Source organism: Ruegeria sp. CK1 (assembly GCF_056536545.1).
Window position 1 is genome coordinate 137,463 of sequence record NZ_JBQFPX010000001.1, and the last position, 23,817, is coordinate 161,279.

At 55.9% G+C, this 23,817-nt stretch carries 27 protein-coding genes; 14 read left to right on the forward strand and 13 right to left on the reverse strand.

The annotated features are described in order from the left end of the window. Window positions 1-6: 6 nt before the first annotated feature. Both ACR0L3_RS00670 and carB read right to left on the reverse strand, forming a co-directional pair. On the reverse strand, window positions 7-417 hold the full coding sequence (locus tag ACR0L3_RS00670; protein ID WP_480742853.1) for a VOC family protein: 411 nt from the start codon (window positions 415-417) through the stop codon (window positions 7-9). A 210-nt stretch (window positions 418-627) separates the two neighbouring features. After that, a complete protein-coding gene (carB, locus tag ACR0L3_RS00675; protein WP_480742855.1) occupies window positions 628-3,972 on the reverse strand; it encodes a carbamoyl-phosphate synthase large subunit in 3,345 nt (1,114 codons plus the stop codon). A 176-nt stretch (window positions 3,973-4,148) separates the two neighbouring features. Between carB and ACR0L3_RS00680 the strand changes: the two genes are divergently transcribed. The 4 genes from ACR0L3_RS00680 to aspS all read left to right on the forward strand — a co-directional run bounded on the left by ACR0L3_RS00680 (window position 4,149) and on the right by aspS (window position 8,401). Further along, a complete protein-coding gene (locus ACR0L3_RS00680) occupies window positions 4,149-5,276 on the forward strand; it encodes an aminodeoxychorismate synthase component I (RefSeq protein WP_480744627.1) in 1,128 nt (375 codons plus the stop codon). Then, window positions 5,231-5,878, forward strand: a complete 648-nt coding sequence (locus ACR0L3_RS00685; protein ID WP_480742856.1) for an aminotransferase class IV family protein — start codon at window positions 5,231-5,233, stop codon at window positions 5,876-5,878. Before ACR0L3_RS00680 ends, ACR0L3_RS00685 begins: the two co-directional genes overlap by 46 nt. Beyond that, the gene (locus ACR0L3_RS00690) at window positions 5,875-6,546 is read left to right on the forward strand and encodes a CPBP family intramembrane glutamic endopeptidase (RefSeq protein ID WP_480742858.1); all 672 of its coding nucleotides are present in this window, start codon (window positions 5,875-5,877) and stop codon (window positions 6,544-6,546) included. The genes ACR0L3_RS00685 and ACR0L3_RS00690 overlap by 4 nt, the downstream gene beginning before the upstream one ends. Window positions 6,547-6,625: 79 nt before the next feature. After that, window positions 6,626-8,401 carry an aspartate--tRNA ligase gene (aspS, locus tag ACR0L3_RS00695; RefSeq protein WP_480742859.1) on the forward strand — a complete coding sequence of 592 codons (1,776 nt, stop codon included), beginning with the start codon at window positions 6,626-6,628 and terminating at the stop codon, window positions 8,399-8,401. Between the two features lie 218 nt (window positions 8,402-8,619). Here aspS and ACR0L3_RS00700 read toward each other — a convergent pair whose 3' ends face one another. Then, window positions 8,620-9,336: a response regulator gene (locus tag ACR0L3_RS00700; RefSeq protein WP_480742861.1), complete on the reverse strand. Its 717-nt coding sequence runs from the start codon at window positions 9,334-9,336 to the stop codon at window positions 8,620-8,622. Between the two features lie 134 nt (window positions 9,337-9,470). Here ACR0L3_RS00700 and mce point away from each other — a divergent pair, with 134 nt between their 5' ends. Further along, on the forward strand, window positions 9,471-9,875 hold the full coding sequence (gene mce / locus ACR0L3_RS00705) for a methylmalonyl-CoA epimerase (RefSeq protein WP_170490274.1): 405 nt from the start codon (window positions 9,471-9,473) through the stop codon (window positions 9,873-9,875). A 16-nt stretch (window positions 9,876-9,891) separates the two neighbouring features. After that, window positions 9,892-10,167 (forward strand): DUF1467 family protein, encoded by a 276-nt coding sequence (locus tag ACR0L3_RS00710; protein WP_475188557.1) that lies wholly within the window; start codon window positions 9,892-9,894, stop codon window positions 10,165-10,167. 3 nt (window positions 10,168-10,170) lie between these two features. Here the strand turns inward: ACR0L3_RS00710 and ACR0L3_RS00715 are convergent, their stop codons facing one another. The 3 genes from ACR0L3_RS00715 to ACR0L3_RS00725 all read right to left on the reverse strand — a co-directional run bounded on the left by ACR0L3_RS00715 (window position 10,171) and on the right by ACR0L3_RS00725 (window position 11,941). Continuing rightward, window positions 10,171-10,866: an EI24 domain-containing protein gene (locus ACR0L3_RS00715; RefSeq protein WP_480744629.1), complete on the reverse strand. Its 696-nt coding sequence runs from the start codon at window positions 10,864-10,866 to the stop codon at window positions 10,171-10,173. Then, window positions 10,866-11,444, reverse strand: a complete 579-nt coding sequence (locus ACR0L3_RS00720) for a nitroreductase family protein (protein WP_480742863.1) — start codon at window positions 11,442-11,444, stop codon at window positions 10,866-10,868. The genes ACR0L3_RS00715 and ACR0L3_RS00720 overlap by 1 nt, the downstream gene beginning before the upstream one ends. A 248-nt stretch (window positions 11,445-11,692) precedes the next feature. Further along, entirely contained in the window at window positions 11,693-11,941 is a 249-nt protein-coding gene (locus ACR0L3_RS00725; protein WP_480744631.1) for a hypothetical protein, read from the reverse strand. Between the two features lie 121 nt (window positions 11,942-12,062). Between ACR0L3_RS00725 and ACR0L3_RS00730 the strand changes: the two genes are divergently transcribed. From ACR0L3_RS00730 to ACR0L3_RS00750, 5 genes are all read left to right on the forward strand, one after another. Further along, on the forward strand, window positions 12,063-12,767 hold the full coding sequence (locus ACR0L3_RS00730; protein WP_480742865.1) for a M48 family metallopeptidase: 705 nt from the start codon (window positions 12,063-12,065) through the stop codon (window positions 12,765-12,767). After that, complete coding sequence (locus ACR0L3_RS00735; RefSeq protein WP_480742866.1) at window positions 12,767-13,135, forward strand: YigZ family protein; 369 nt, start codon at window positions 12,767-12,769, stop codon at window positions 13,133-13,135. The genes ACR0L3_RS00730 and ACR0L3_RS00735 overlap by 1 nt, the downstream gene beginning before the upstream one ends. A 71-nt stretch (window positions 13,136-13,206) precedes the next feature. After that, window positions 13,207-13,458 (forward strand): DUF6455 family protein, encoded by a 252-nt coding sequence (locus ACR0L3_RS00740; protein ID WP_480742868.1) that lies wholly within the window; start codon window positions 13,207-13,209, stop codon window positions 13,456-13,458. Between the two features lie 15 nt (window positions 13,459-13,473). Beyond that, a complete protein-coding gene (locus ACR0L3_RS00745; protein WP_480742870.1) occupies window positions 13,474-13,743 on the forward strand; it encodes a DUF6455 family protein in 270 nt (89 codons plus the stop codon). Next, the gene (locus ACR0L3_RS00750) at window positions 13,743-14,021 is read left to right on the forward strand and encodes a DUF6455 family protein (protein WP_480742871.1); all 279 of its coding nucleotides are present in this window, start codon (window positions 13,743-13,745) and stop codon (window positions 14,019-14,021) included. The genes ACR0L3_RS00745 and ACR0L3_RS00750 overlap by 1 nt, the downstream gene beginning before the upstream one ends. Here ACR0L3_RS00750 and ACR0L3_RS00755 read toward each other — a convergent pair. Beyond that, entirely contained in the window at window positions 14,004-14,246 is a 243-nt protein-coding gene (locus tag ACR0L3_RS00755; protein WP_480742873.1) for a CDGSH iron-sulfur domain-containing protein, read from the reverse strand. The genes ACR0L3_RS00750 and ACR0L3_RS00755 overlap by 18 nt on opposite strands. A gap of 229 nt (window positions 14,247-14,475) precedes the next feature. Here ACR0L3_RS00755 and ACR0L3_RS00760 point away from each other — a divergent pair, with 229 nt between their 5' ends. Next, the gene (locus tag ACR0L3_RS00760) at window positions 14,476-14,664 is read left to right on the forward strand and encodes a hypothetical protein (RefSeq protein ID WP_480742875.1); all 189 of its coding nucleotides are present in this window, start codon (window positions 14,476-14,478) and stop codon (window positions 14,662-14,664) included. Window positions 14,665-14,794: 130 nt separating this feature from the next. Further along, a complete protein-coding gene (locus ACR0L3_RS00765; RefSeq protein ID WP_480742877.1) occupies window positions 14,795-15,151 on the forward strand; it encodes a diacylglycerol kinase in 357 nt (118 codons plus the stop codon). Between the two features lie 15 nt (window positions 15,152-15,166). Here the strand turns inward: ACR0L3_RS00765 and ACR0L3_RS00770 are convergent, their stop codons facing one another. Next, complete coding sequence (locus ACR0L3_RS00770) at window positions 15,167-15,571, reverse strand: hypothetical protein (protein ID WP_480742878.1); 405 nt, start codon at window positions 15,569-15,571, stop codon at window positions 15,167-15,169. Window positions 15,572-15,675: 104 nt separating this feature from the next. Further along, complete coding sequence (gene rimO / locus ACR0L3_RS00775) at window positions 15,676-17,064, reverse strand: 30S ribosomal protein S12 methylthiotransferase RimO (protein ID WP_480742879.1); 1,389 nt, start codon at window positions 17,062-17,064, stop codon at window positions 15,676-15,678. Between the two features lie 96 nt (window positions 17,065-17,160). Between rimO and ACR0L3_RS00780 the strand changes: the two genes are divergently transcribed. Beyond that, window positions 17,161-19,113, forward strand: a complete 1,953-nt coding sequence (locus ACR0L3_RS00780) for an AsmA family protein (RefSeq protein WP_480742880.1) — start codon at window positions 17,161-17,163, stop codon at window positions 19,111-19,113. Between the two features lie 33 nt (window positions 19,114-19,146). On the opposite strand, the gene ACR0L3_RS00785 is transcribed toward ACR0L3_RS00780, so the two are convergent. From ACR0L3_RS00785 to ACR0L3_RS00800, 4 genes are read right to left on the reverse strand one after another with little or no spacing between them, the layout of a single operon-like run. Next, the gene (locus ACR0L3_RS00785) at window positions 19,147-20,643 is read right to left on the reverse strand and encodes a phosphomannomutase/phosphoglucomutase (RefSeq protein ID WP_480742882.1); all 1,497 of its coding nucleotides are present in this window, start codon (window positions 20,641-20,643) and stop codon (window positions 19,147-19,149) included. A 14-nt stretch (window positions 20,644-20,657) separates the two neighbouring features. After that, window positions 20,658-21,491 carry a 3-deoxy-8-phosphooctulonate synthase gene (kdsA, locus tag ACR0L3_RS00790; protein WP_480742884.1) on the reverse strand — a complete coding sequence of 278 codons (834 nt, stop codon included), beginning with the start codon at window positions 21,489-21,491 and terminating at the stop codon, window positions 20,658-20,660. Between the two features lie 5 nt (window positions 21,492-21,496). Then, window positions 21,497-23,071 (reverse strand): KpsE/RkpR family capsule polysaccharide export protein, encoded by a 1,575-nt coding sequence (locus ACR0L3_RS00795; RefSeq protein WP_480742886.1) that lies wholly within the window; start codon window positions 23,069-23,071, stop codon window positions 21,497-21,499. Continuing rightward, window positions 23,049-23,708, reverse strand: coding sequence for an ABC transporter ATP-binding protein (locus tag ACR0L3_RS00800; protein ID WP_480742888.1), 660 nt, complete (start codon window positions 23,706-23,708; stop codon window positions 23,049-23,051). The genes ACR0L3_RS00795 and ACR0L3_RS00800 overlap by 23 nt, the downstream gene beginning before the upstream one ends. Between the last annotated feature and the right edge of the window lie 109 nt (window positions 23,709-23,817).

Genomic DNA, 23,817 nt, shown 5'->3' on the forward strand with positions numbered 1-23,817 from the left:
GCTGTTTTAGCCGCCCGGATCCTTTTCCGGATCGTAGTGATAGTAAAAACAGGACAGTTTGTTGCCGTCCGGATCGCGGAGATACGCAACATAGAAATCGGGCGCGTAATAGCTTCGTGTGCCAGGAGCACCTTCGTCCGTACCGCCATGTTTTAACCCTGCAGCGTGAAACCGACGAACCTGTTCCGCGCTGTCGGTCGGGAAAGCCATCATCGTCCCGTTGCCCACACTAGCAAACTTGCCATCATATGGCCGGCAGACCCAAAATCCAGTTCCGGCCGTATGGTCGGAACCCCATCCGGCGCGATCGTCACCCCAGCCTGGTAGGCGAGGTTGGTTCAATACCGCAAAGATCGCGTCATAGAACCGTATCGCCCGAGGCAAGTCATTGGTTCCGTATGTCGTGTATAGGTGCACCGATCTCTCGCCTTGCTTTGGCGGTCAGATCAAAGGGATCAGCGGTACATCGCACGCGGCGAGTGTCATCAAAACGGTCAAAGCGAATACCCTGCACATCTGTTTTTCCTTCTGCTCGGTTGCAGAAAAAATGCGCGCCCGAAGACACAGGGTCAACGGGCGCGCCAAATGTGTCCAGATATGAGCGGGTTCCGCCGCAGGCAGGACCGGTTAGCCCTGCAGCGATTTCACCTCAACATCCCCTTCAGCCTGCGCCTTGATCGCCAACGCAGCGGCATGACTTGCAGCAGCAGTCGTATAGTAGGGTATCTTGTCGTACAGCGCGATCGAGCGGATGGATTTGCTGTCCTCAACCGCTTGTGCACCCTCGGTGGTATTCATGAGCAGCTGAACTTGACCGTCCTTCAGCATGTCGGCAACGTCCGGGCGGCCCTCGTATACTTTGTTCACCACATCACAGGCTACGCCCTGTTTGGCCAGCCACGACTGGGTGCCGCGTGTCGCCACCAGCGAGAAACCCTGCTCTGAAAGCACTTGCGCGGCCTCAAGCATAGCCGGCGTCTTGTCAGCATCCTTGATCGAGATGAACGCGCGGCCAGAGGATGGCAGCACCATACCGGCCCCCATCTGCGCCTTGAGGAAGGCGCGCGGGAAATCGCGGTCCCAGCCCATGACCTCACCAGTCGAGCGCATTTCCGGTCCCAGAATGGTGTCGACGCCGGGGAAGCGGGCAAAGGGCAATACAGCCTCTTTCACCGAAAACCATGGCATGTCTGGGTCGGCAAGGGTCATCTGGTCGGCGATCTTGGTATCCTGACCTTCTTTGTACGCCGGGCGCATCGGGAAGTTCGACAGCTTCTCGCCCGCCATCACGCGTGCAGCAATCGATGCAATCGCGCTGTCCGTTGCCTTGGCTACGAAAGGAACAGTACGCGAGGCGCGGGGGTTCACTTCGATCAGGTAGATCTCATCGTCTTTGATCGCGAACTGCACGTTCATCAGGCCTACGACATTCAGTGCCTTGGCCAGTTTGAACGCCTGCTCTTTGATCTGTTCAATGATTTCTTTCGACAGCGAGTAGGGCGGGAGCGAGCAGGCCGAGTCGCCTGAGTGAACGCCTGCCTCTTCGATATGTTGCATGATGCCTGCAACATGCACGTCAGTGCCGTCGCACAGCGCATCCACGTCCAGTTCGACCGCGCCTGCTAGATAACTGTCCAGCAGAACAGGACTGTCGCCTGAGACGACCACAGCCTCGTTGATGTAACGCTTCAGCTGCTCCATATCGCGCACGATTTCCATCGCGCGACCGCCCAGTACGTAAGACGGGCGGATGACCAGTGGAAAGCCGATATCTTCTGCGATTTCAAGCGCCTGCTCGTCGGTCGAGGCGATACCGTTCTTGGGCTGCTTCAGGCCCAGATCGTTGACCAGTGCCTGAAAACGTTCGCGGTCTTCGGCGAGGTCGATGGCGTCCGGGGTGGTGCCCAGAATCGGAATACCTTCAGCCTCAAGCGCGTTGGCCAGCTTCAGAGGGGTTTGACCGCCGAATTGAACGATCACACCGTGCAACGTGCCGTTTTCCTGCTCTTTTGTCAGGATTTCCATGACGTGTTCGAAGGTCAGCGGTTCAAAATACAGACGATCCGAAGTGTCGTAGTCGGTTGAAACCGTTTCAGGGTTGCAGTTGACCATGATGGTTTCATAGCCGGACTCGGTCAGTGCAAAGCAGGCGTGGCAGCAGCAATAGTCGAATTCGATACCTTGACCAATCCGGTTCGGACCACCACCGAGAATGACGACTTTTTTGCGGTCGGACGGACGCGCTTCGCATTCAACTTCACCCATCATGGGCGCTTCGTATGTCGAGTACATGTACGGCGTCTGCGCCTCGAATTCTGCTGCACAGGTGTCGATACGTTTGAAAACAGCGTTGACGCCCAGATTGCGGCGCGCACGGCGGATATTGTCTTCGTCACGACCGGTCAGGTTGCCGAGGCGCGCGTCGGTGAAGCCCATCATCTTCAGCTTGCGGATACCGTCTTCGGTCACTGGCAAGCCGTCTTTGCGTACGGTGCGTTCGGCTTCGATGATCTCGCGGATACGAGCCAGGAACCAGGGGTCAAACTTGGTGACGCCGAAGATTTCGTCATCGGTCAGGCCGTGGCGCATTGCTTGTGCGATTGTGCGCAGACGGTCAGGCGTTTGCTGGCTGATCGCCTTGATGACGGCGGCTTTGTCGTCGGCTTCGTCCCAAACGCCCACGTTAAGGCCGGGGATTTCGACCTCATCAAAGCCAGTCAGGCCTGATTCCATTGAAGCTAGCGCCTTCTGCATCGACTCGTGGATCGTGCGACCGATGGACATTGCCTCACCCACCGATTTCATCGCGGTGGTCAGGTGGGGCTCGGAACCCGGGAATTTCTCGAACGCAAATTTCGGGATTTTGGTAACGACATAGTCGATGGTCGGCTCGAACGAGGCGGGCGTGACCTTGGTGATGTCGTTGTCCAGCTCATCCAGCGTGTAGCCTACGGCCAGCTTGGCGGCGATCTTGGCAATCGGGAAACCGGTTGCCTTGGATGCCAGAGCGGACGACCGCGACACGCGCGGGTTCATCTCGATCACGACCATGCGGCCATCGACCGGGTTGATCGCCCACTGCACGTTCGAACCGCCGGTCTCAACCCCGATCTCGCGCAGCACGGCAATCGAGTGATTGCGCATGATCTGGTATTCTTTGTCGGTGAGTGTCAGGGCCGGGGCAACGGTGATCGAGTCCCCCGTGTGAACGCCCATCGGGTCCACGTTCTCGATCGAGCAGACGATGATGGCGTTGTCAGCAGTGTCGCGCACCACCTCCATCTCGTATTCTTTCCAACCCAGCAGGCTTTCGTCGATCAGGATCTGACCGACAGGAGACGCATCCATGCCCGAGCGACAAATATGGATATAATCCTCGCGGTTATAAGCTACACCACCGCCGGTGCCGCCCAGAGTAAAGGCCGGTCGAATGATTGCGGGCAAGCCCACTGTTTCGAGGGTGTCCAGAGCCAATGCGACGCCTGCGTCCAGGTCCTTTTTGCCGTCTGCATCTTTGGGGGCTGTTACAATCTCGGCTTTCGGGTTTTCAATGCCCAGCCGGTCCATCGCCTCGCGGAAAAGGGCGCGGTCTTCGGCCATTTCGATGGCGTCGCGCTTGGCGCCGATCATCTCGACCCCGAACTTCTCGAGAACACCCATCTCTTCCAAAGCCAGCGAGGTGTTCAGGCCGGTCTGCCCGCCCATGGTGGGCAGCAGCGCGTCGGGGCGTTCTTTTTCGATGATCTTGGCGACAACTTCTGGGGTGATCGGCTCGATATAGGTGGCGTCCGCCAGTTCGGGATCGGTCATGATCGTCGCCGGGTTTGAGTTCACCAGAATGACCCGGTATCCTTCTTCGCGCAGCGCCTTGCAGGCCTGAGCGCCGGAGTAGTCGAACTCGCAAGCCTGACCGATAACAATGGGACCTGCCCCGATGATCATGATCGACTGGATGTCGGTTCTTCTGGGCATGGCCTGGTTCCTTCGGTTGTCTGCGAGTCAGGACGCCCCCAAGCGCCCAAATTGTCCTGCGTTATAGGGACAGCGCGAAAAGGTTCAAGGGGTATCGGAAACAGGTATGAAATTGCCGCTTTCCCCTCTTCCCCTTGCCGCCGTATTCTCTATACCGCGCAGCACGACAAATGAGGATGCACTTGCGTATTCGTTTCGATCAGGGGCTAGCCGGGCCAGGAACCAGCTTTGACCGGCCAGCCAGTGTGATCCGAGCAGACATGCCGGATGATGTGCCCCAGGCTTTGGCGGCGCTGGATGAGGCGCGCGCGGACGGTGCTTGGTTGGCAGGCTACGCGAGTTATGAGCTTGGGTATGCGCTGGAGCCCCGTCTTGCGGGCCGTTTGCCCGCAGATCGCCGACTGCCTCTGTTGTGCTTTGGGGTCTACGACGCGCCGGAGCGTCGTGACCTTCCTGCTGCGTCTGGTGGTGTTACTGGCTTTGATCCTCGTTGGGACGAAGCGCGGTATACGCAAGCCTTTCAGCAGGTGCATGACTCCATCGGAGCAGGGGATATATATCAGGCCAACCTGACCTTCCCGATCGACCTGACAGTTGAGGGCGACAGCGCCACGCTTTATGCCGCGCTTGCCGCCGGGCAATCAGTGGGTCATGGCGCGTTGGTGCAGCAGGACGGGTTGCCCGATCTGCTCAGCCGCTCGCCTGAGCTGTTTTTCCGCACCGATACCGACCGGGGGATCGAAACGCGCCCCATGAAGGGCACCCAACCGCGTAGCGAGGATATGGCCGAGGACGCGCGCCGCCGCGCCTTTTTAACGAGCGACGACAAGAACCGGGCCGAGAACCTGATGATCGTCGACCTTCTGCGCAACGATATCAGCCGCGTCGCTCTGCCCGGGTCCGTCAAAGTGCCCGAGCTGTTCAAGGTCGAAACCTACGCGACCGTTCATCAGATGATCTCGTTGGTGCAGGCGCAATTGCATCTAGGTGCCGAATTGTCCGACATCTTAACCGCGTTGTTCCCTTGTGGTTCGATCACTGGAGCCCCCAAAATACGCGCGATGGAGATTCTGTCCGACCTCGAACCCTGGCCGCGTGATATCTATTGTGGCGCCATCGGCTGGGCGGCTCCGGACGGGCGATCCGAGTTCAACGTGGCGATCCGTACTCTGATGGTCGAGGATGGTAAGGCTACTCTGAACGTGGGCGGGGGCGTGGTCTGGGACAGCACTGCCCCATCGGAATACGAGGAAGCGCTATGGAAAGCCCGTTTTGCCCACCAGCTGACCCTGACTTCCGCATAATTGAGACGCTGGCTTTTCGTCCGGAGCGGGGTTTTGTGCGACAAGATCGCCATCTGGCCCGCATGGCACGGTCTGCAGACGCGTTTGGGCTCCCTTTTGACGCCGGGGCGGCTGTTGAGTGCCTGAGTGGCGTCGCTGGTGAGGTTCCTCTGCGGTGCCGGTTGACTTTGGCGGCGGACGGCAAGTTGGAAGTAACAACAGGTGCGTTGGCCGAAAATCCTCCAGTTTGGCGGGTGACGATTGCCGAGACGCGTCTGACCGCAGATGACGTATGGCTACGGCACAAGACAACCCAACGTGCGCTCTATGACAGCGAACGCGCCTCGTTGCCTCGCGGAATTGACGAAGTCCTGTTCCTGAACGAACGCAGTGAACTGTGCGAAGGCACGATCACTAATCTGTTTCTTCAAATGCCAGATGGGCGCCACCTGACACCAGCCGTTGCCAGCGGCGTTCTCCCGGGCATCCTGCGTGAAGAGTTGCTTGAAAACGGGCAGGTTACGGAAGCCATCCTAACCTTGACCGACCTGAAAAACGCATCAAAACTCTACATGGGTAATTCGTTGCGTGGTCTGATCCGGGCGGAGTTGGCAATACAGTGAGCAAACAAACCGATTGGGCGGACAACGCGTTACCGCATTTGCGGTTGCGATTGGAATTCGGGCTTTTCTTTATCGCAGCGCCCGTGTTGATTGCGGTATTTTTCCCTCCGAATTGGATGTTTCCATCGCTGTTCACGTTCACGGCTATTGGGATCATTTTGCTGCATTTCACGCCGGGCTTTGCCTGGGCGGAACTTCGGTACAATTGGCGCAACTGGTCTTGGCGTGAGGTCGCGGTCTTCACCGCTGCCATGACAGCCTTTTGCACGGCGCTTGTGATGACGACACGTCCAGAAGCCGCGTTTTTCCTGTTGCGAAACCGTCCGGAGTTTCTGCTGGTGATTTGGCTTGGCTACCCGGTGTTGTCAGCCTTGCCGCAAGAGCTGTTGTTCCGCTCGCTGTTTTTCCGTCGCTATCATGCGATCCTGCCGAATGGGCGGGCAGCTTACCTGCTGAATGCAGCGCTTTTTTCGCTGGCCCATCTAATGTACTGGAGCTGGATCGTCGCCGTTATGACTTTCGCCGGAGGTCTGCTGTTCACCTGGGCCTACCGCAAGCGCGGATCGTTTTTCTACGCGGTCCTGCTGCATGCGATTGCCGGGAACATCATCTTTGCCGCGGGGCTTGGCATCTATTTCTACTCAGGCAACGTGCAAAGGCCGTTTTGAGCAGGATACCCGCCTTGACTTTCCGGGCCTGACAGGGTGTATCGGCGCGACGAATTCTGCGCCCGAAGGGATACAATCCATGCACGCCTATCGCAGCCACACCTGCGCCGCTCTGACCGCCGCCAATGTCGGTGAAACCGTCCGCCTTTCTGGTTGGGTGCATCGGGTCCGAGATCACGGCGGCGTGCTGTTCATCGACTTGCGCGACCATTTCGGCGTAACTCAGGTGCTGTGTGACGGTGACAGCGCAGCCTTTGCCGAGCTGGAAAAGGTCCGGTCTGAGTGGTGTATCCGTATCGATGGCACCGTCAAAGCGCGCGCGCCAGAATTGGTAAACCCGAAACTGCCGACTGGTGAGATCGAAGTTTACGTACGCGAGCTTGAGGTTCTGGGTGCTGCCGACGAACTGCCGCTGATGGTGTTCGGCGATCAGGAATACCCCGAGGAAACCCGCCTGCGCTATCGCTATCTGGACCTGCGCCGCGAGGCGATGCAGCAGAACATGACCCTGCGTTCGGATGTTGTCGCCTCGATGCGCCGTCGCATGTGGGATCAGGGTTTCCGCGAATACCAAACCCCGATCATCACCGCGTCATCGCCTGAAGGAGCGCGCGACTTCTTGGTGCCCTCGCGTTTGCACCCGGGTAAGTTCTATGCGTTGCCGCAAGCGCCGCAGCAGTTCAAACAGCTGATCATGGTGTCGGGCTTCGACAAGTACTTCCAGATCGCGCCCTGTTTCCGTGACGAAGACCCACGTGCCGACCGCTCGCCCACCGATTTCTACCAGCTTGACCTTGAGATGTCGTTTGTCGAGCAACAGGACGTTTTCGATACCATCCAGCCGGTGTTGACTGGTGTGTTCGAAGAGTTTGGCGGTGGTCGCAAGGTCGATCAGGACTGGCCGCAGATCTCCTACAAGGACTCGGCCCTGTGGTACGGCACCGACAAGCCCGATCTGCGGAACCCAATTAAGATGCAAGTGGTCTCTGACCACTTCCGTGGATCTGGCTTCGCGATTTTCGCGAAGCTGCTAGAGCAGGAAGGCACCGAAATCCGCGCTATTCCCGCGCCGACTGGTGGCAGCCGTAAGTTCTGTGATCGCATGAACGCGTTCGCCCAAAAAGAAGGTCTGCCGGGTATGGGGTACATCTTCTGGCGTGATCAGGGTGAGGGGATGGAAGCCGCAGGGCCGCTGGCCAAGAACATAGGCCCTGAGCGCACCGAGGCGATCCGTCAGCAGTTGGGTCTGGGCGTGGGTGATGCTGCGTTTTTCCTTGGTGGTAAGCCAAAAGCCTTTGAAAAGGTTGCTGGTAAAGCCCGCGATGTGATCGGCGAGGAACTGAACCTGACCGAGAAAGACCGCTTCGCCTTTGCCTGGATTGTGGATTTCCCGATCTACGAGCAGGACGAGGAAACCGGTGCTATCGATTTTGAACACAACCCGTTCTCGATGCCGCAGGGCGGGATGGAAGCGCTACAAGGTAATCCTCTGGACGTGCGCGGATATCAGTACGACCTAGCCTGTAACGGGTATGAGTTGGTCTCGGGCGCGATCCGGAACCACAAGCCCGAAATCATGCTCAAGGCGTTCGAACTGGCAGGCTACGGCGAGGACGAAGTCAAATCGCGTTTTGGTGCTCTGTTCAACGCCTTCCATTACGGTGCCCCGCCGCACGGCGGCTGTGCTGCTGGTATCGACCGCATCGTGATGCTGTTGGCAGATGAGGCCAACATCCGCGAAGTCATGATGTTCCCGATGAACCAGCGCGCCGAGGACCTGATGATGGATGCGCCGTCCGATCCAACTTCGGACCAACTGATGGAACTGGGCCTGCGGGTCATTCCTCAGGAGTAACCAATTGCCCGTCGCAGTTTCTGCGGCGGGTTTTTTCTATCGGTTTGGAACCGTCACAGGCGCCTTTAGAATTCTGTGAAATTCGATTCTTGGTTGCCACTTCTAGTGGGCAGCTTAGGGATTCTCGCGCGATCCGAATATTTCTGGCCGCAGCGCGAGTTAGAAAATAGGCCCAAGTGGTTACGATTGCGGCCGTCAGAAAATAAGCCGTTACCATCTTAGATCGCCTCGCGCTGTTCCAGGCGCGCCTGAACTATTCCGGCAACTTGTGCGGCCAGAGCGGTAACTGGTGTACCGCCCACGCGTGAATCAGCTAGTTTTTGGGCCGCGTTCGCCAGAACGTGGTCCTCAGCGTCCAAGGCGACACCACGTAAGAACTGTGCTGCATAGTCCAGCGTTCTGTGATCATTTGGCCCGGCCAACACGTCTGCGATATGGGCCATGTCGTCCTGATACGCCATGGGGTCAGGGCGAATGACCTCATCCCGAACGACGTGCAAGTTGTTTGGGCGGCGGTCTTCGGGCAGGCTTTCCAGAATGAACCGCTGGAAATAGGAAAGTGATTTTAACGGCTTGGCCAGAAACCCGTCGGCCCCCGCGCTGAGTGCCGCTTCCTTCCCATTTTCATCGCCCGACATGCCCAGAATAGCCCCGATGCGCGGTGTTGCCTCGGTCAGTTCAGCGATCAATTCCGCGCCGGACCCATCGGGCAGGCCGATATCCACCAGGATCACCGAGGGACGGTAGATCTGGAGGTGCCGTCGCGCCGAGGTCAAACAATCTGCTCGCCGGATGCGCGCACCGCTGTGCAGACACATCATCCTGATTGCATCACAGGCATAGCGGCTGTCCTCGACAACCAAAATTGTTTGACCCAGCAGAGGCCGCGTGGCCGTTGGCTGCGCGGGAGAGGCAAACGGGCTCGAATCGTCCATGGCGAACCTCCTATTCAGCAGATGCCTCACGCTAGGAACTTCTGGCTAACACAGCGTTAACGGCAATTTGGCGCACTTGTTCTTTGCACGAACTGCCCTCATAACCGCTGCAACGCAGAACAGAGGAGAGTTCTATGATTGGTCGCCTGAATCACGTTGCTATCGCCGTGCCCGATCTTGAGGCAGCGTCAGAGCAATACCGCAGCGCGCTAGGCGCAAAGGTAGGAGCGCCGCAGGACGAACCGGATCACGGCGTTACCGTTGTATTCATCGAACTTCCTAACACAAAGATCGAACTTTTATACCCGCTGGGCGACGACAGCCCGATAAATGGCTTTCTGGAAAAGAACCCAGCCGGTGGCATTCACCATGTCTGCTATGAGGTCGAGGATATCATCGCGGCCAGGGACCATCTGAAGGAAACCGGGGCCCGCGTTCTGGGCTCGGGCGAACCCAAGATTGGTGCGCATGGCAAGCCGGTGTTGTTTCTGCACCCCAAAGACTTTAACGGCTGCCTGGTCGAGCTAGAACAAGTCTAACCCAAGAGAGGCTGTCATGACGATCACTGCTGCACTGGTTCTGTTCGCCGTCATCTGGTTCATGACGCTGCTGGTTGTGCTGCCTATCCGCATCAAGACGCAAGGTGATCTGGGCGATATTGTTCCCGGTACCCATGCGGGCGCGCCTGAAGTGCATCACATGAAGAAAAAGATGTGGATCACCACAGGAATTTCGGTGGTGCTTTGGGCGATAATCGCCGGGATCATAATCTCGGGAGTGATATCGGTGCGCGATTTCGACTGGTTAAACCAACTGGAACCGCGCGAGTAAGCGTCAGGGCGTCGGCCCTGATAGCTTGTGGTAGATGTGCGTAAAGGTCGCAGCCCCAAGTATCGGGATCACCAGATTTACCAAAGGCACCGACAGCGGGATGGCCATCAAAGTGCCCGCCAACCATATCGTTGCGGAATGTTTGGCGCGTAGCTTTCGCGCCCCTTCACGCCCAATTCGGCGCATGGCGGCCAGCGTGAAGTACTCCCGACCCAGCAGAAACCCGTTCATCCCCCAGAAGATAAACGGGGCCAGCGGCGTGAAGATTGCATACAGGATCAGTGCCAACAGATTGGCCGCGATCAGAACCCCCATGAACCCCAACGCATCCCGCAAGCCTTCGCTGAACGGGATGCCCGGTACGGCGGGTAGGGTGGGATAGTGTTTGTCTTCGACCGCCTGCGCGACCTCTTCCAGAAACATCGACGTGATGGCCGAAGCAACGGGCACCATCAGAAATACCGGTAAGATCAACACCACGAAGATGCCCGAATAGTTCAAAACATCGTTCAGCCACGGCACGGCACCGATCCACGGCAAGGAAATCTCGTTCCCGGATGCCCGGTTGATCAGCCAGATGGCTCCGGCACAGGCAGCGATCAGCAACACAATCGTCAGACCAACTCCACGCGTCAGAACGGCGCGAAATTTGGGATCTCCGATCTGGCCAAGCGCCGCGAAGAACGCGTTTAAAATCATCATTCCGTAACCCACTCGGTTATGGCCGCCACATCAGGGCGGGGGCGTTCCGGCGGGGCTTTGCTTTCGGTTGCGATATGGATCAGCCCGGCAACGCGTTCGTTGTCCTGCAAGCCAAAAGCTTGACGGCAGAATTCGGGGTCGTGCACCTGCCAACCGGACAGCCAATTTGCGCCCCAACCCGCTGCAAGGGCGGCGTTCAGAAGAGCGAGACAAACTGCACCGGCGGAATAAGTTTGCTCAATCGCAGGGATTTTTTCGGATGGTTTTTGAACCTCTATCACTGCAACAGCAAGTTGACCCATTTCGAATTGGCTGCGGGCTTTTGCGATGTCCTCTGACGTCTTGCCCAGTGCAACGCCCCGGTCGTGGGTCAATGCTGACAGACGCGGCATCGCACCTTTCTCAAGCACGATGAATCGCCACGGCTCTAGCTTGCCGTGATCGGGGCTACGGGCCGCGGCAGTGAGTAAGGGCAACAGCTCGTCCCGACTTGGGGCCGGAGCAATCAAGGTTTTCGCTGGACGCGACCGGCGAGATTGCAGGAACTCAAGAGCGGCCGGGTTTTTCAAGGACATATGTTAACTTCCTTTACATGGGCAGACTTTATCTGGTCCAGCGGTTTGCGCGTTTCAAGTGCAATCTGCCAGCGTTGCAGGATCAATTTCATTACCCTCCCTTCCACGCAAGTGTCACTACAGGCAGAAGTTGCCAGACGAACAAATCTGGACTGTGCACTATGCCGGATACAGGTCGCAGACACGCCGTTCGCCTCGTCTGCTATGACTTTGAAACAGAGGCAATCCTGACAGGATAGACTGTTTTTCTATGCGTCTTGATCGGGTCTTTCGTGGATCTGATACACACCTTCCGGCAGGTCCAGTGCCGCAGCCAGATCGCGGACCTGTTCGGGAGACAGGGTGATCCTTTGAATCTGATCTGTGCGAGGGTCCAATTGCTCAAGCGTCACACATTCGGCGAAGCTGTTGATGACGACATCCTCTTGCAAAGGCTTTTCACCTTCATCCACCAGAGTAATGACAGTCGAGTCGAATTCATGCTCAATCGAAAACATGTGGGCAGAGTGCAGGGCGATTGTTGGCAATGCAACCCGTTGTGTGGCAATCAGCCTGTGGCAACCCTGTCAGGACCGCGCTATTGTTTTTCTAACGGATCGCCGTTCCAAAGGAATTTCAATGCTCCGCCTGACCTTTTTGCTGTTTCCTATGGTGCTGGCGGCCTGTGGTGCTGGTGTTCTGCGTGTGCAGCCGGCGGCAGAATGGTCTCAGGATTCAGAAGAGTTTCAGGTTGAAGCCGCGGCCTTTCAAGAAATCAGCCGTGCTGTTGGCAAAGAAGCTCGTGCCGAGTGCTTGCGCCAGGCAAGGGTTCGAAACTGTGATTTTACGATTCTGGTTGATCTGAACCCACGTGCACCCGCAAATGCGTTTCAAACGCTGGACAACAAAGATCAGCCAGTGATTATTTTCACCCGCGCGATGATTCAGTCAGCTCAAAACGCTGACGAGCTTGCCTTTGTCATGGGGCACGAAGCGGCGCACCACGTTTTGGGTCATATTGCCCAACAGTCAGAAAACGCAAAAGAAAGCGCGGCGATTTTCAATGATCTTGGCAAGTTGTACGGCGAAAGCGGGAAAGAGCTTGAACGCTCGCAAAAACTGGGGGCCGAGGTGGGCGTGCAGGTGAACGTAAAAACGTTTGAACTGGAAGCGGACCAACTGGGTACAATCATAACGCACAATGCGGGGTATAATCCCCTAGTAGGGGCAAAGTACTTTGATCGCATTCCCGACCCCGGGGATCGGTTTTTGGGCACTCACCCACCTAATGCCGAGCGAGTCGAGATTGTTCGTGAAACAGCCAGGCAATTGGGTTTGAAGTAATGGCAACTCTGACAAGGCTGGGAGTGATCTTGACGGATCGCGGTTCTAAGTATGCCGTGTCGGGCGCGACCGTCCAAACGCGTGCGGATGTCGATCGGGTGCTGCAAGATCTCAAATCAGACAAAGCTTATGCAAAGGCCACCCACAACACATGGGCGGCCGTGCTGCCGACTGGTGCGCTTAAAGCCGATGATGGCGAAAGCGGTGCGGGTATGGTGATTTTGCGTATGCTCGAACGAGCCGAACTGAAAAGCCATGTTGTGATCGTCACCCGCTGGTACGGTGGAAAGAAATTGGGCGGTGATCGATTTCGACGGGTTCAGGATGCCACCCGCGCGTACTTGGATCATATCGGGGCCGTGTCTTGACCTGAATCAAAGGCCAATAAGCTCTGGTCGTCTATCCTGTTACACACGTGCGACAGGAAGAGGACCTTTCAATGGCTAACCGAGACTTGTTGAAACACCACGCCGGTCTGGTTGACCGGATGGCAACCAAATTGGGTGTGGACCTGCAACAGTCGGCGATTGACGGCGACGTTTTAATTGATGAGCTGACCGACGCGGTTCTGAGATGCACCGGCTGCCCGAATCCGAAGCATTGTGAAAGTTTTTTAAGTCAACTAGCGCAAGTGGAGCGAACTCCGGAGTACTGCCGCAATCAGGAACTGCTTGGCAAACTTATCCCTTAACCAACGGAATCCCCAATGCTGCATCTCGGAGAGATCATGACCCATTTACGCCTGGTGTTGCGTATGGGACAGACAACCGGAACAGATCTGGCCGCATCGCATCGGCAAGGCCACCTGACGCAACAGGACTGGGCCGAGATGGTTCAGCGGTGTCGTGGTTGTGGTTGGGCCAATCGATGCTCGGATTGGATGGACAGGCATCAAGGTGTGACGGGTGCCCCGCAGACCTGCAGAAATCATCAACGGTTTAAGACGCTCAAGGCGATGCAAACGCGGGCAAATTGATGGCTTGGGATTTATTAGGGGACTTTGAAAAGCACTTTTGGCTGACCCGATCTGTGGCGCGGTGCATGAACATTTCGCTGACCGAGGCGATGGCCGAGGGTCGGCTGACGGAAAATAGCTATGCCGAAATGGGCACCCGCGGCCGGGCGTCACAGTGTGTTGACAAGTGCGCGCTCTGGTTGGCAGAGCAACAGTCCGAGGTTCAAACAGCCCCTGAGTTCTGTGCCAATGCCGAAAGTCTGAACGCGCTGAAAACCCGCTCACAATTTGGAGTGTGAGCCGTCGCAAAATGGTGCTTTCGCGCTGTGCTTGCAGCCACAGAAAAAGACCTTTTTGGTACTGTTAGCAGTGTATTTTATTGGTTCAAATGCAGTGTCTTTGTGCGATCCGTCACAAAAAGGTTGGCGCTTGGACTTGCCGCATGCGCACCAGAAATAGCTTTTTCCTTCGGTCACCTCGACAGGGAATGGGCCTTTTTGCGCAACGGTTGGGTCATCTGACATGTGGCTACTCCGATTTTGGCTAATATCGCATCAACAGTGTAGGTCAATGTGCGGAAAACGGTAGCTTTTGCACAAAAAATCGCTGTTTCAAAGGGAGTTAACGGCGTGGTTCCGCCGTGAATCACATTCGCGTGATACAATTTGTTGCAATAATACAATCGACGTCCTATCCTGACGTCGGCCTCGAATTCTTGGGCAATATCAGAAATTTAAAAGAGGAATGACGGACATGAAACTCAAATTTGCTGCCGTTGGTGCATTTGCTCTTATTCTGGCTGCGTGCTCGCAGCAGGAGGAGCCGACACCGGTTTACATTACTCCTGAATACGACAAATTCGGTACGCCAAGTTGCCCAGCAGGGACTGAACTGGCTACAACCGAAGCCGGTCAGACCATTTGTAACCCGGTCGCACAATAAGAATTTCGCGGGCGGTTTTATTTGAAGCCGCCCGCACACCGCTTCTGACATTGCCGCCCTTTGGGCGGTTTTTTCTTGCTTGTTTTGTGTTGATGAGGCTTCAGTTTTATTCACCAAAAGCAGAGGGCAGATGAAAAATTTCTTTACTCGCCTCAAGGATCGAACACGTTGGAGTTGGCAAGGACTAGCCGCAACGTGGCGGGACGAATATTCGTTTCGTGTGTGGGTTTGGGCCAACGTCGTCTCGGTGATCTTGGCCTTTTTGCTGCCGTTGGGGATTGGGTTACGTGTTTTGATATTGGTTCTGGGATTGCTGGTTCTGGTGGCCGAATTGTTCAATACCGCGATTGAGCGGGCCGTCGATCACACGTCAACAGATCACAGTGAGTTGGCCGGTCAAGCCAAGGATGCGGCAAGCGCAGCGGTCGCACTGACCGCCATCGCCGCGGGGGTGGTTTGGGCTGTTGCGCTTATTGGCCTGCTCTGAAAACGAAGAACAGCCTCAATATCTACTTCGCGGGAACCCATAACCAAAACTCCGGCGCTGGATGCCATAGTTTTGCGGGATATAGTAAGGCGACGAACGTGTTCTGAGAGCAGTCTGTGCCGAATTGCGATTCCGTTTTTTCAGTTTGGCATATTTCAATCGGTGTTTGGGGCGATCGTAGACCAGTGGTTTCGGCCTGCCGTGATAAACCTCGGGTTTTGTTTGGTGTTCATACACATAAGGCACACCGTAGTACCGGTGTACCTTATGTTTGCTGCGGTGGTGCAAACTTAGCGGTGGTGAGCCGATGATAATGAAACCACCAACGCTAACGTCGTCAGCAGCCGCTGGCACTGCATAAAGCTGAGCCACAAGCATAAGCGCGGCGCAGTTCAGGGAAATCGGGTGTAAAAAGAACATCAAACCCTCCTTCAAGCGAGGCTGAATGTCCTGTGATATTCTATCAAATGGACGCAAAACGCCAATAAACTCGTCTCACGCTTTTCCGATCTCGGTTTATCGGGTCAGGCAAGCTTGCCCCACAGGTCGTATTCTCCGGCCTCATCTACCTCGACCGAGACAATGTCACCGGGTTTGAGGTCCTGAAACCCTTCGTCGATGAACAGGTTGCCGTCGATCTCGGGTGCATCCGCTTTGGTCCGGCAAGTGGCGGCTTCGTCGTCGATCTCGTCGACAATTACCTCGATTGTCTTGCCGACCTTGGCTGCCAGCTTGGCTTCGGAGATTGCCTGCGCCTTTTCCATGAAGCGTTCCCAGCGCTCTTTTTTGATCTGGGCTGGAACGTGATCGGGCAGGTCGTTTGACCTTGCGCCGTCGACATTCTCGTATTGGAAGCAACCGACGCGATCCAATTGAGCCTCATCCATCCAGTCCAAAAGGGTCTGGAATTCGGCCTCGGTTTCACCTGGGTAGCCCACAATGAACGTCGACCTGAGCGTTATGTCCGGGCAAGTTTCACGCCACGCGGCGATTTCGTCCAGGGTTTTGGCCGCCGCAGCTGGGCGCGCCATGCGTTTCAATACGTCCGGGTGCGCGTGCTGAAACGGAATGTCCAGATAAGGCAGTACGTTGCACCCCGCATCCGCCATTAACGGGATCAACTCACGCACATGCGGGTAGGGGTAGACATAGTGCAGTCGAACCCAGGCATCGAGCTGCCCCAATTCGCGCGCCAGGTCGGTGATATGGCTGCGGACCTCGCGGTCTTTCCACGGGTTCACGTCGTATTTCCTGTCCAACCCGTAGGCCGATGTGTCTTGAGAGATCACCAGAAGTTCCCGAACGCCGTTCTCCACCAGTTTTTCTGCCTCACGCAGGACCGCGTTGGCGGGGCGGCTGGCTAGTTTGCCGCGCATATCGGGGATGATGCAGAACTTGCACTTGTGGTTACAGCCCTCGGAAATCTTGAGGTAGCTGTAATGGCGCGGTGTCAGTTGTACGCTCGCCGCTGGCAGAAGATCGACGAACGGATCTGGATCAGGGGGAACGGCAGAATGCACTGCATCCAACACCTGTTCGTACTGGTGCGGACCGGTTACGGCCATGATGCGCGGATGGTGCTCGCGAATATAGTCTGGTTCGGCCCCCAAACATCCGGTCACGATGACCTTGCCGTTTTCTACCAGCGCCTCACCAATCGCGTCCAGAGACTCGGCCTTGGCGCTGTCGAGGAACCCGCACGTGTTCACGATCACGGCATCTGCCCCAGAATAATCCGGTGAAATGCCGTATCCTTCCGCTCGCAAGCGGGTCAGAATTCGCTCACTATCCACCAAAGCCTTCGGGCATCCCAGCGATACCATACCAATGGTAGGTTGGTTGGGGCGCGGCGTGTCAGTGATCCGGGCAGAGGGTGCTAGGTCGGGGCGGAGGTTTGGCGGGTTTGAGCTCATGGCGCGGCATATAGTAGGGAAAGCTTCCCCTTGCAAATGGGCGCTAGGCTTTGAATGATCTTTTCAACGCATGCCCAAAAAGCGGAGAGCAGAAAAATGAAGTGGCTGTTGCGCATTCTATTTCTTTTTGTGGTCGCATTTGGCTTGGTCATAGGTGCGCTACTGCTGATGCCAGGTGACAAGCTGGCTGCAATTCTGGCTGAACAAGTCAAGAGTGCAACGGGCCGAGATCTAACGCTGTCAGGAGATGTGAATATTTCCTTCTGGCCGGTTCTGGGAATGGAAACTGGTCCGGTGACTTTTGGCAACGCGCCATGGGCGGGGTCCGAACCGATGCTCAGCGCGGACAGCCTTGCCGTTGGGGTGGACGCTTCGGCTTTGCTGAACGGAGCTTTGCGCATTCGGCGCGTCATTGCGGACAACCCGACACTGCGGCTTGAGCTGTCCGATGGACGAGGGAATTGGGAGTTGCACTCTGCGCCTTCGCAGGCGAACGCGGGCGGGGGAACAGCTGCACCATCAGGGTCGCAACAGGGTGCGGTAACTTTGGACCGCCTAGAGCTTACCAACGCGCAGTTGCTCTACATTGAGAACGGCGCGAAAAAGTTCGATTTTTCGAATGTGGATCTTTCGGCCAGTTGGCCGGGGCCAGCCTCTCCTATGATCATGCAGGCGCAGATGGCGGTGCCTGGGGGCGAGGTGAACGTCGATCTCAAGATACCTGACTTGCCGGCCTATGCTTCAGGAGCAGTCAGTCCGCTGCAATTGGCCCTAACCGCGCCTGGGGGCGAGCTTGGTTTCGACGGCCGGGTTAATCTTGCAGGTGAAATGGACGGCAATCTGGAGGTCAAAACTAAGAACACGGAAAAGATGCTGGCCGCCTTTGGTCAAACCGGCGTTGGGGTTCCTCTGGGGTTGGGGCGTGTGGCCGACGTGTTCGCACACATGACCTATACGCAAGAGGGGCGCATTTCGCTGCGTAAAATGGTGGCGAAACTGGATCACAACCGTTTTGAAGGAGAGGCGGATATCGAGATCGCGGACCCGCCAAAAATCACGGCGCGGCTAAAGGGCGGAGACATTGATTTGTCCCGATACAATGAATCTACTGGGCAAAAGGGGGGTGGTTCCAACGCAGAATCGTCTACTGATGGCTGGTCAAAGGACCCGATTGATGCCTCGGCCTTATCTTTAGCAAACGGAGAAATTCGTCTAACGGCCTCGTCCATTGCAGTTCCTGAAGTGAAGCTAGGCCCTAGCGATCTGACGCTTACCCTGGATCGGTCACGGGCCGTGTTGAAGATGAATCCAGCAACCCTGTTTTCGGGTCAGGTTGTCGGGCAAGTCGTTGCAAACAATCGAAACGGGCTGTCGGTTGGCGGCAAGCTGAACGCGAAAGGTGTGGATATCAAGCAGGCCTTGTCTACCCTTGGTGATATTGATCGATTGTCGGGCGCGGGATCTGGAGAGTTTGAATTTCTAGGGGTTGGCCAGACCGAACACCAGATCATGCGCTCACTCAGCGGCAAGGGCAGTATTGATGTTGGAAAAGGTGTTATCTCAGGCTTTGACCTGGATCGCCTTATGGGGCGGGGCAAGGGGACCGGTGGGACGACAGTGTTTAACAGCCTGACGGCCAGTTTTACTATTGATAAAGGCGTTCTGACCAATCGCGATCTGCTTATGTCACTCGATAATTTCCGAGCTGATGGAACCGGGAAGGTCAATATCGGAAAACGCACTATTGACTACCTGTTCACTCCGGTCGCGTTACGGGCCAATTCCGGGCAGGGCATTTCTGTGCCTGTTCGCATCGTCGGGCCGTGGAGTAACCCGTCCATCAAGCCTGATCTGACTAAAGTGATAGAAGCCGCCGCCGAAGGTCAGCTTAAAAATCTGGAAGATGATGCCAAGAATAAGGTGCTCGATAAGGTCGGTGGCGAACTCGGCACCACGGTGACCGACACCGAAAATGTCGAGGATGCGCTGAAAAACAAGCTGGAAGAAGAAGCTAAAAAGGGCCTGCTCAAATTGCTTGGTCGAGATTAAGGGGCAGGGCGCCAATGACGCCCCAACCCCGGATCATATGGTCTGGTCGTAATCGCCAACACCCGGTTCAGTTCGAATAACGGCGTTAATGTCTGCGAAGATGGCGCGCATTTCCTCTTCGCTTTCGCTGCTTTCACAGACCACAACCAGATTGGGGGTGTTCGACGAAGCGCGCACCAAGCCCCAGCTGCCATTATCCAGAATGACCCGTGCACCGTTGACTGTAACAACCTCTTTGATCGGGCGGCCTGCGAGCGTTTCGTTGGCATCAGCCTTGGCGACCAGTTTGTCCACCAATCGTTTGAGGATGTCGTATTTCTCAGTATCGGAGGCATACGGTGACATCGTCGGTGTTGACCATGTTTTCGGCAACGCCTTGCGCAGGTCGGACATGCTTTTGTCCGGGTTGCGGTCCATCAGTTTACAGATTTCCACGGCCACCCGCATGCCGCAGTCATAGCCACGCCCGATCGGCTCAGCCAGAAAGTAGTGGCCCGATTTTTCAAACCCGGCCAGAGCATTGATTTCCTTGACCCGCCGTTTCATGTGGCTGTGGCCGGTTTTCCAATAATCCGCCTTTACGCCATGGGCCTGTAACTCAGGGTCGCTGGCAAACAGGCCAGTCGATTTCACGTCGGCGACAAAGGTCGAGTTCGGGTAAAGCTTGGCCAAGTCTCGGGCCATGATCACGCCGACTTTATCTGCAAAAATCTCTTCACCCTCGTCGTCCACTACGCCGCAGCGGTCTCCGTCGCCGTCAAAACCCAGCGCCATATCGGCACCACTGGATTTCAAGGTGTCGGCCATATCATGCAACATCTCCATGGCTTCTGGGTTGGGGTTGTAGTTGGGGAAGGTGTAGTCCAGCCGATTGTGGCTGGGTACAACTTCGACCCCCATCCGTTCAAAGATCTCCGGTGCAAAGGCCGAAGCGGTGCCGTTGCCTGTTGCGCAAACAACCTTGAGCGGTCGAGACATTCTGAAATCACCGACTAGATCGTCGATGTAGGCCTCTTTCACACCGTCGACGAATTCGTATGAACCGCCCTCATGCGGGATACCTTCACCGTTCAAAACGATATTGCGCAGCTCCGACATCTCGTCCGGGCCATGGGTCAGAGGGCGGTCAAAGCCCATCTTCACGCCGGTCCAGCCGTTCGGGTTGTGGCTGGCCGTAACCATGGCCACTGCCGGAACATCCAGGTGAAACTGGGCGAAATAGGCCATGGGGCTGAGCGCCGGACCAATATCCTTGACCTGAATTCCCGCCTGCATCAGGCCGAGGATCAACGCGTTTTTGATCGCCAAAGAATAGTCGCGATAGTCGTTGCCGACCGCAATCACCGGTTCGATACCGCGCTTGCGTATCTGCGTGCCTAAACCCAACCCCAAGGCAGTCATACCAGGCAGATTAATCTCTTCCGGGTATTTCCAACGTGCGTCATACTCACGAAACCCAGTGGGCTTTATCATGGCGTCGCGCAGAAAGCTCCAGGTGTTCGGTATCACCTCGGGGATGGGTTTGGTCATACTATCACTCGTGGTTAAATCTGTATCGGGTTGGCTTTGGCCAAAGCGTCAAAGCGCATCAATGTGTCAACCAGTTGAGGCATTTGATCCAAGTAGATCATATTTGGACCATCGCAGGGGGCGTTGTCTGGATCTTGGTGAGTTTCCATAAAGACCGCGCTGGTTCCCACGGCAACCGCAGCTCGTGCCATGACCGGGGCGAACTCCCTCTGACCACCAGAGGAGCCGCCTTGACCACCTGGTTGCTGAACCGAATGGGTTGCGTCCATGACCACCGGATAACCCGTTTGTGCCATCTGCGGCAGTGAGCGCATGTCGGCAACCAGAGTGTTGTACCCAAAGGATGAGCCGCGTTCCGTCAGCAGTATATTCGTGTTTCCAGTGCTTTCGATCTTAGTCACGATATTGGGCATTTCCCACGGTGCTAGAAACTGACCTTTTTTGACGTTGATCACAGCACCCGTGTTTCCTGCTGCCAACAACATATCCGTTTGGCGGCACAAGAAGGCTGGGATCTGCAGAACATCAACGGCGTCAGCAGCGATGGCGCACTGGGCTTCGGAGTGAACGTCAGTCAAGACGGGAATGCCCATCGACTTGCGGATGTCATCCAGCACCTTCAGCCCGGCATCAATCCCCATGCCGCGTGCGCCGGACAGAGAGGTGCGGTTCGCCTTGTCATACGACGCCTTAAAAACGTACTGCGCGCCAACGGCGTCGCAGGCTTCTTTCATTTTTCCCGCGATCATCTGGGCGTGATCAGCGGTTTCAAGCTGGCAAGGGCCGGCGATGATCGTCAAAGGCAGATCATTGCCGACCGTGAGGTCGGAGATTTTTACATGTTTCATGAGTCTTACGAGGATACCTGTTCACGAAGGACTGACGCTGTTAGTGAGATCATCAGGTAGATACCAGCAAACAACAGGAAAGCCAAAATCGTATTTTCAAACTTGCGCGGATAGGTGGGTTCCTCGCTGGCAACCGGGTTCACCGACACGGACAGATAGCGCACTTTGCGATTGGCTTCGGTTCGAGTGGTTTCCATTTGTTCCAAGGCGGTCTGCATCATCATATCTCGGGCCGCTAGATCGGCTTGGGCCATTTGAATCCGAACGCTCAACCGTGCTAGCGAATTTTCGCCAGCTGACGCGTCCAGCATTTCCGCGTTCAACTCGGCCAGCACAACCTCGAGTCTTTGAATGTCGGATCGGACACCAGCTACCTTGGCTTCGTTCGGGCGTAAGTTGTCTAACAAAGCGGCCAGTTGCAGCTCTTTTTCTTGCAGCTCGACTTCGATCGCGTCGATACGTGCACGCAGCCCGGCAAGAACGTTCTCTGGGTCCAGCACGGCCCCTTGCATTTGAAGTTCGATCAGCTGTTCTTGCGCTTTTCGGCGTTCTTCCTGCGCCAACTCAAAACCGGCAATGGCATCGCGCATTTGATCATCGCGCTTCAATTCGGTTAGCCCATTTATCCTGTCCTCAGCGTAGGACAGCAGCAGATTGGACAACTCAACCGAAATCTCAGGAGCGGGCGCTGCGACTTCCATGCGAATGATGCCATCGCTTGGGTCGTAACCGATCGTGATTATACGCCGAAACAGCTTGTAGGTGTCTTCCAGCGTTGCATCTTGTGGCAGGCGCTGGATGGGATCAATCCACTCTTGCTTGAATATGTCCGAGAAATCTGTGTCCCGTTCCAGTCGCAAAAGAGCGTCTTTTGATTCCAGGAATTCCTGAGTGGCAACAGAATCTTGTGCGGTTGCATATTGCGTACCTGCAAGAAAACCACCGAAAGATGCCCCGCCGCCATCTGCCTGCAAGATCGAAAAAGCAGAATCGCTTGCGTACATCGGCGTTGAAACTCTGTAGAAATAAGTTCCCACAATCAAAGTGGGCAACAAGACAAACACCGCGAGACGCGCGAAAAGGGCAAATAGCTTACGTTTGCGGCGGCGCGCTATGTCCTTTTGGATTTCACCGATCTCACGGTTGCGGCGCTCTGCTGGACTCAACTCGGGGCCGGGTAAGTCTTGCGGTGCTTGCTTGATTGTTTGAGGCAGTTGAATAGTGATCTTGTCTGTTGACTGATTACTCGCGCGGTTTTTTTCGGCGGCTAAATCCAGCAAGTTGGCGCGCTCAAAGGGGTCTATTCCCTTCAGACGCAGCAAGCGTACGGCTTCGTAATCCGAGGTTGCCGCAAGACCATTTTTCTGCGCCAATCGACGTGCGACGCGCAGTTGTCGACCGGTCAGCCCCTCTCGCTTAATTTCGTCAATGTCGGTTGCAGGTTGCGTGCTGCTCTCTCCATCAGAGGATTGCATAGCCTTTCTGATGCGCGACATTGCATCCGCTCTTGCTTCAGGCGAGCTTGCTTCCTCGCGGTTGCGACGCCAACGATACTTTTTAGCCTTGGGTTTGGTAGTCATATAGCTGCTTTGCCTCTTCCAAGGTATCGAACATATGCAGTTGTCCGTCCACTAACACGGCGGCCTGCTGTGCAAATTTTTCCAGAATTTCGGGACTATGAGACACGATCACCAGGGTTGTTGTGCGTAACCGTTCTCTGAGGATGTCACCAGCTTTTCTGTTGAACTCAACATCGGTGGTCGCAGGCATGCCTTCATCAATCAGGTACATGTCGAAGTCCAGTGCCAGCATCAGAGCAAAGGTGAAACGCGCCCGCATGCCAGATGAGTATGTTCCCAGCGGTTGATTGAAGTATTCGCCAAGATTGCAAAGCCAACTGCAATAGGCTTCGACATAGTCGGGATCCATACCGTAAATCTTGGCGATGTAGCGCGCGTTTTCTAGTGCTGACAGTTTTTTTGCCACGCCACCGGAAAACCCCATCGGGAATGAGATCCGGCAGTCTTTTCGGATCACACCTTCGTCTGGTTTCTCCAGCCCGGCCATCATGTTGATAAGCGTTGTTTTACCCGTGCCGTTAGGAGCGAGAATGCCAATGGACCGGCCCAGTTCGATACGGAACGATACCCGATCCAGGATTACCTTGCGGCGCGTCCCGGTCCAGAAGGACTTACTGACGTTCTCGAACTCAAGCATTCACGGCCTGCTGCCTTGGTGTTTGTTATACCGCTCTGGTTGGGTGGCGAGCGGCATATTTATTGCTCCATGTTGGCCACATTATGTCGAATTATGAAACAAATGATCA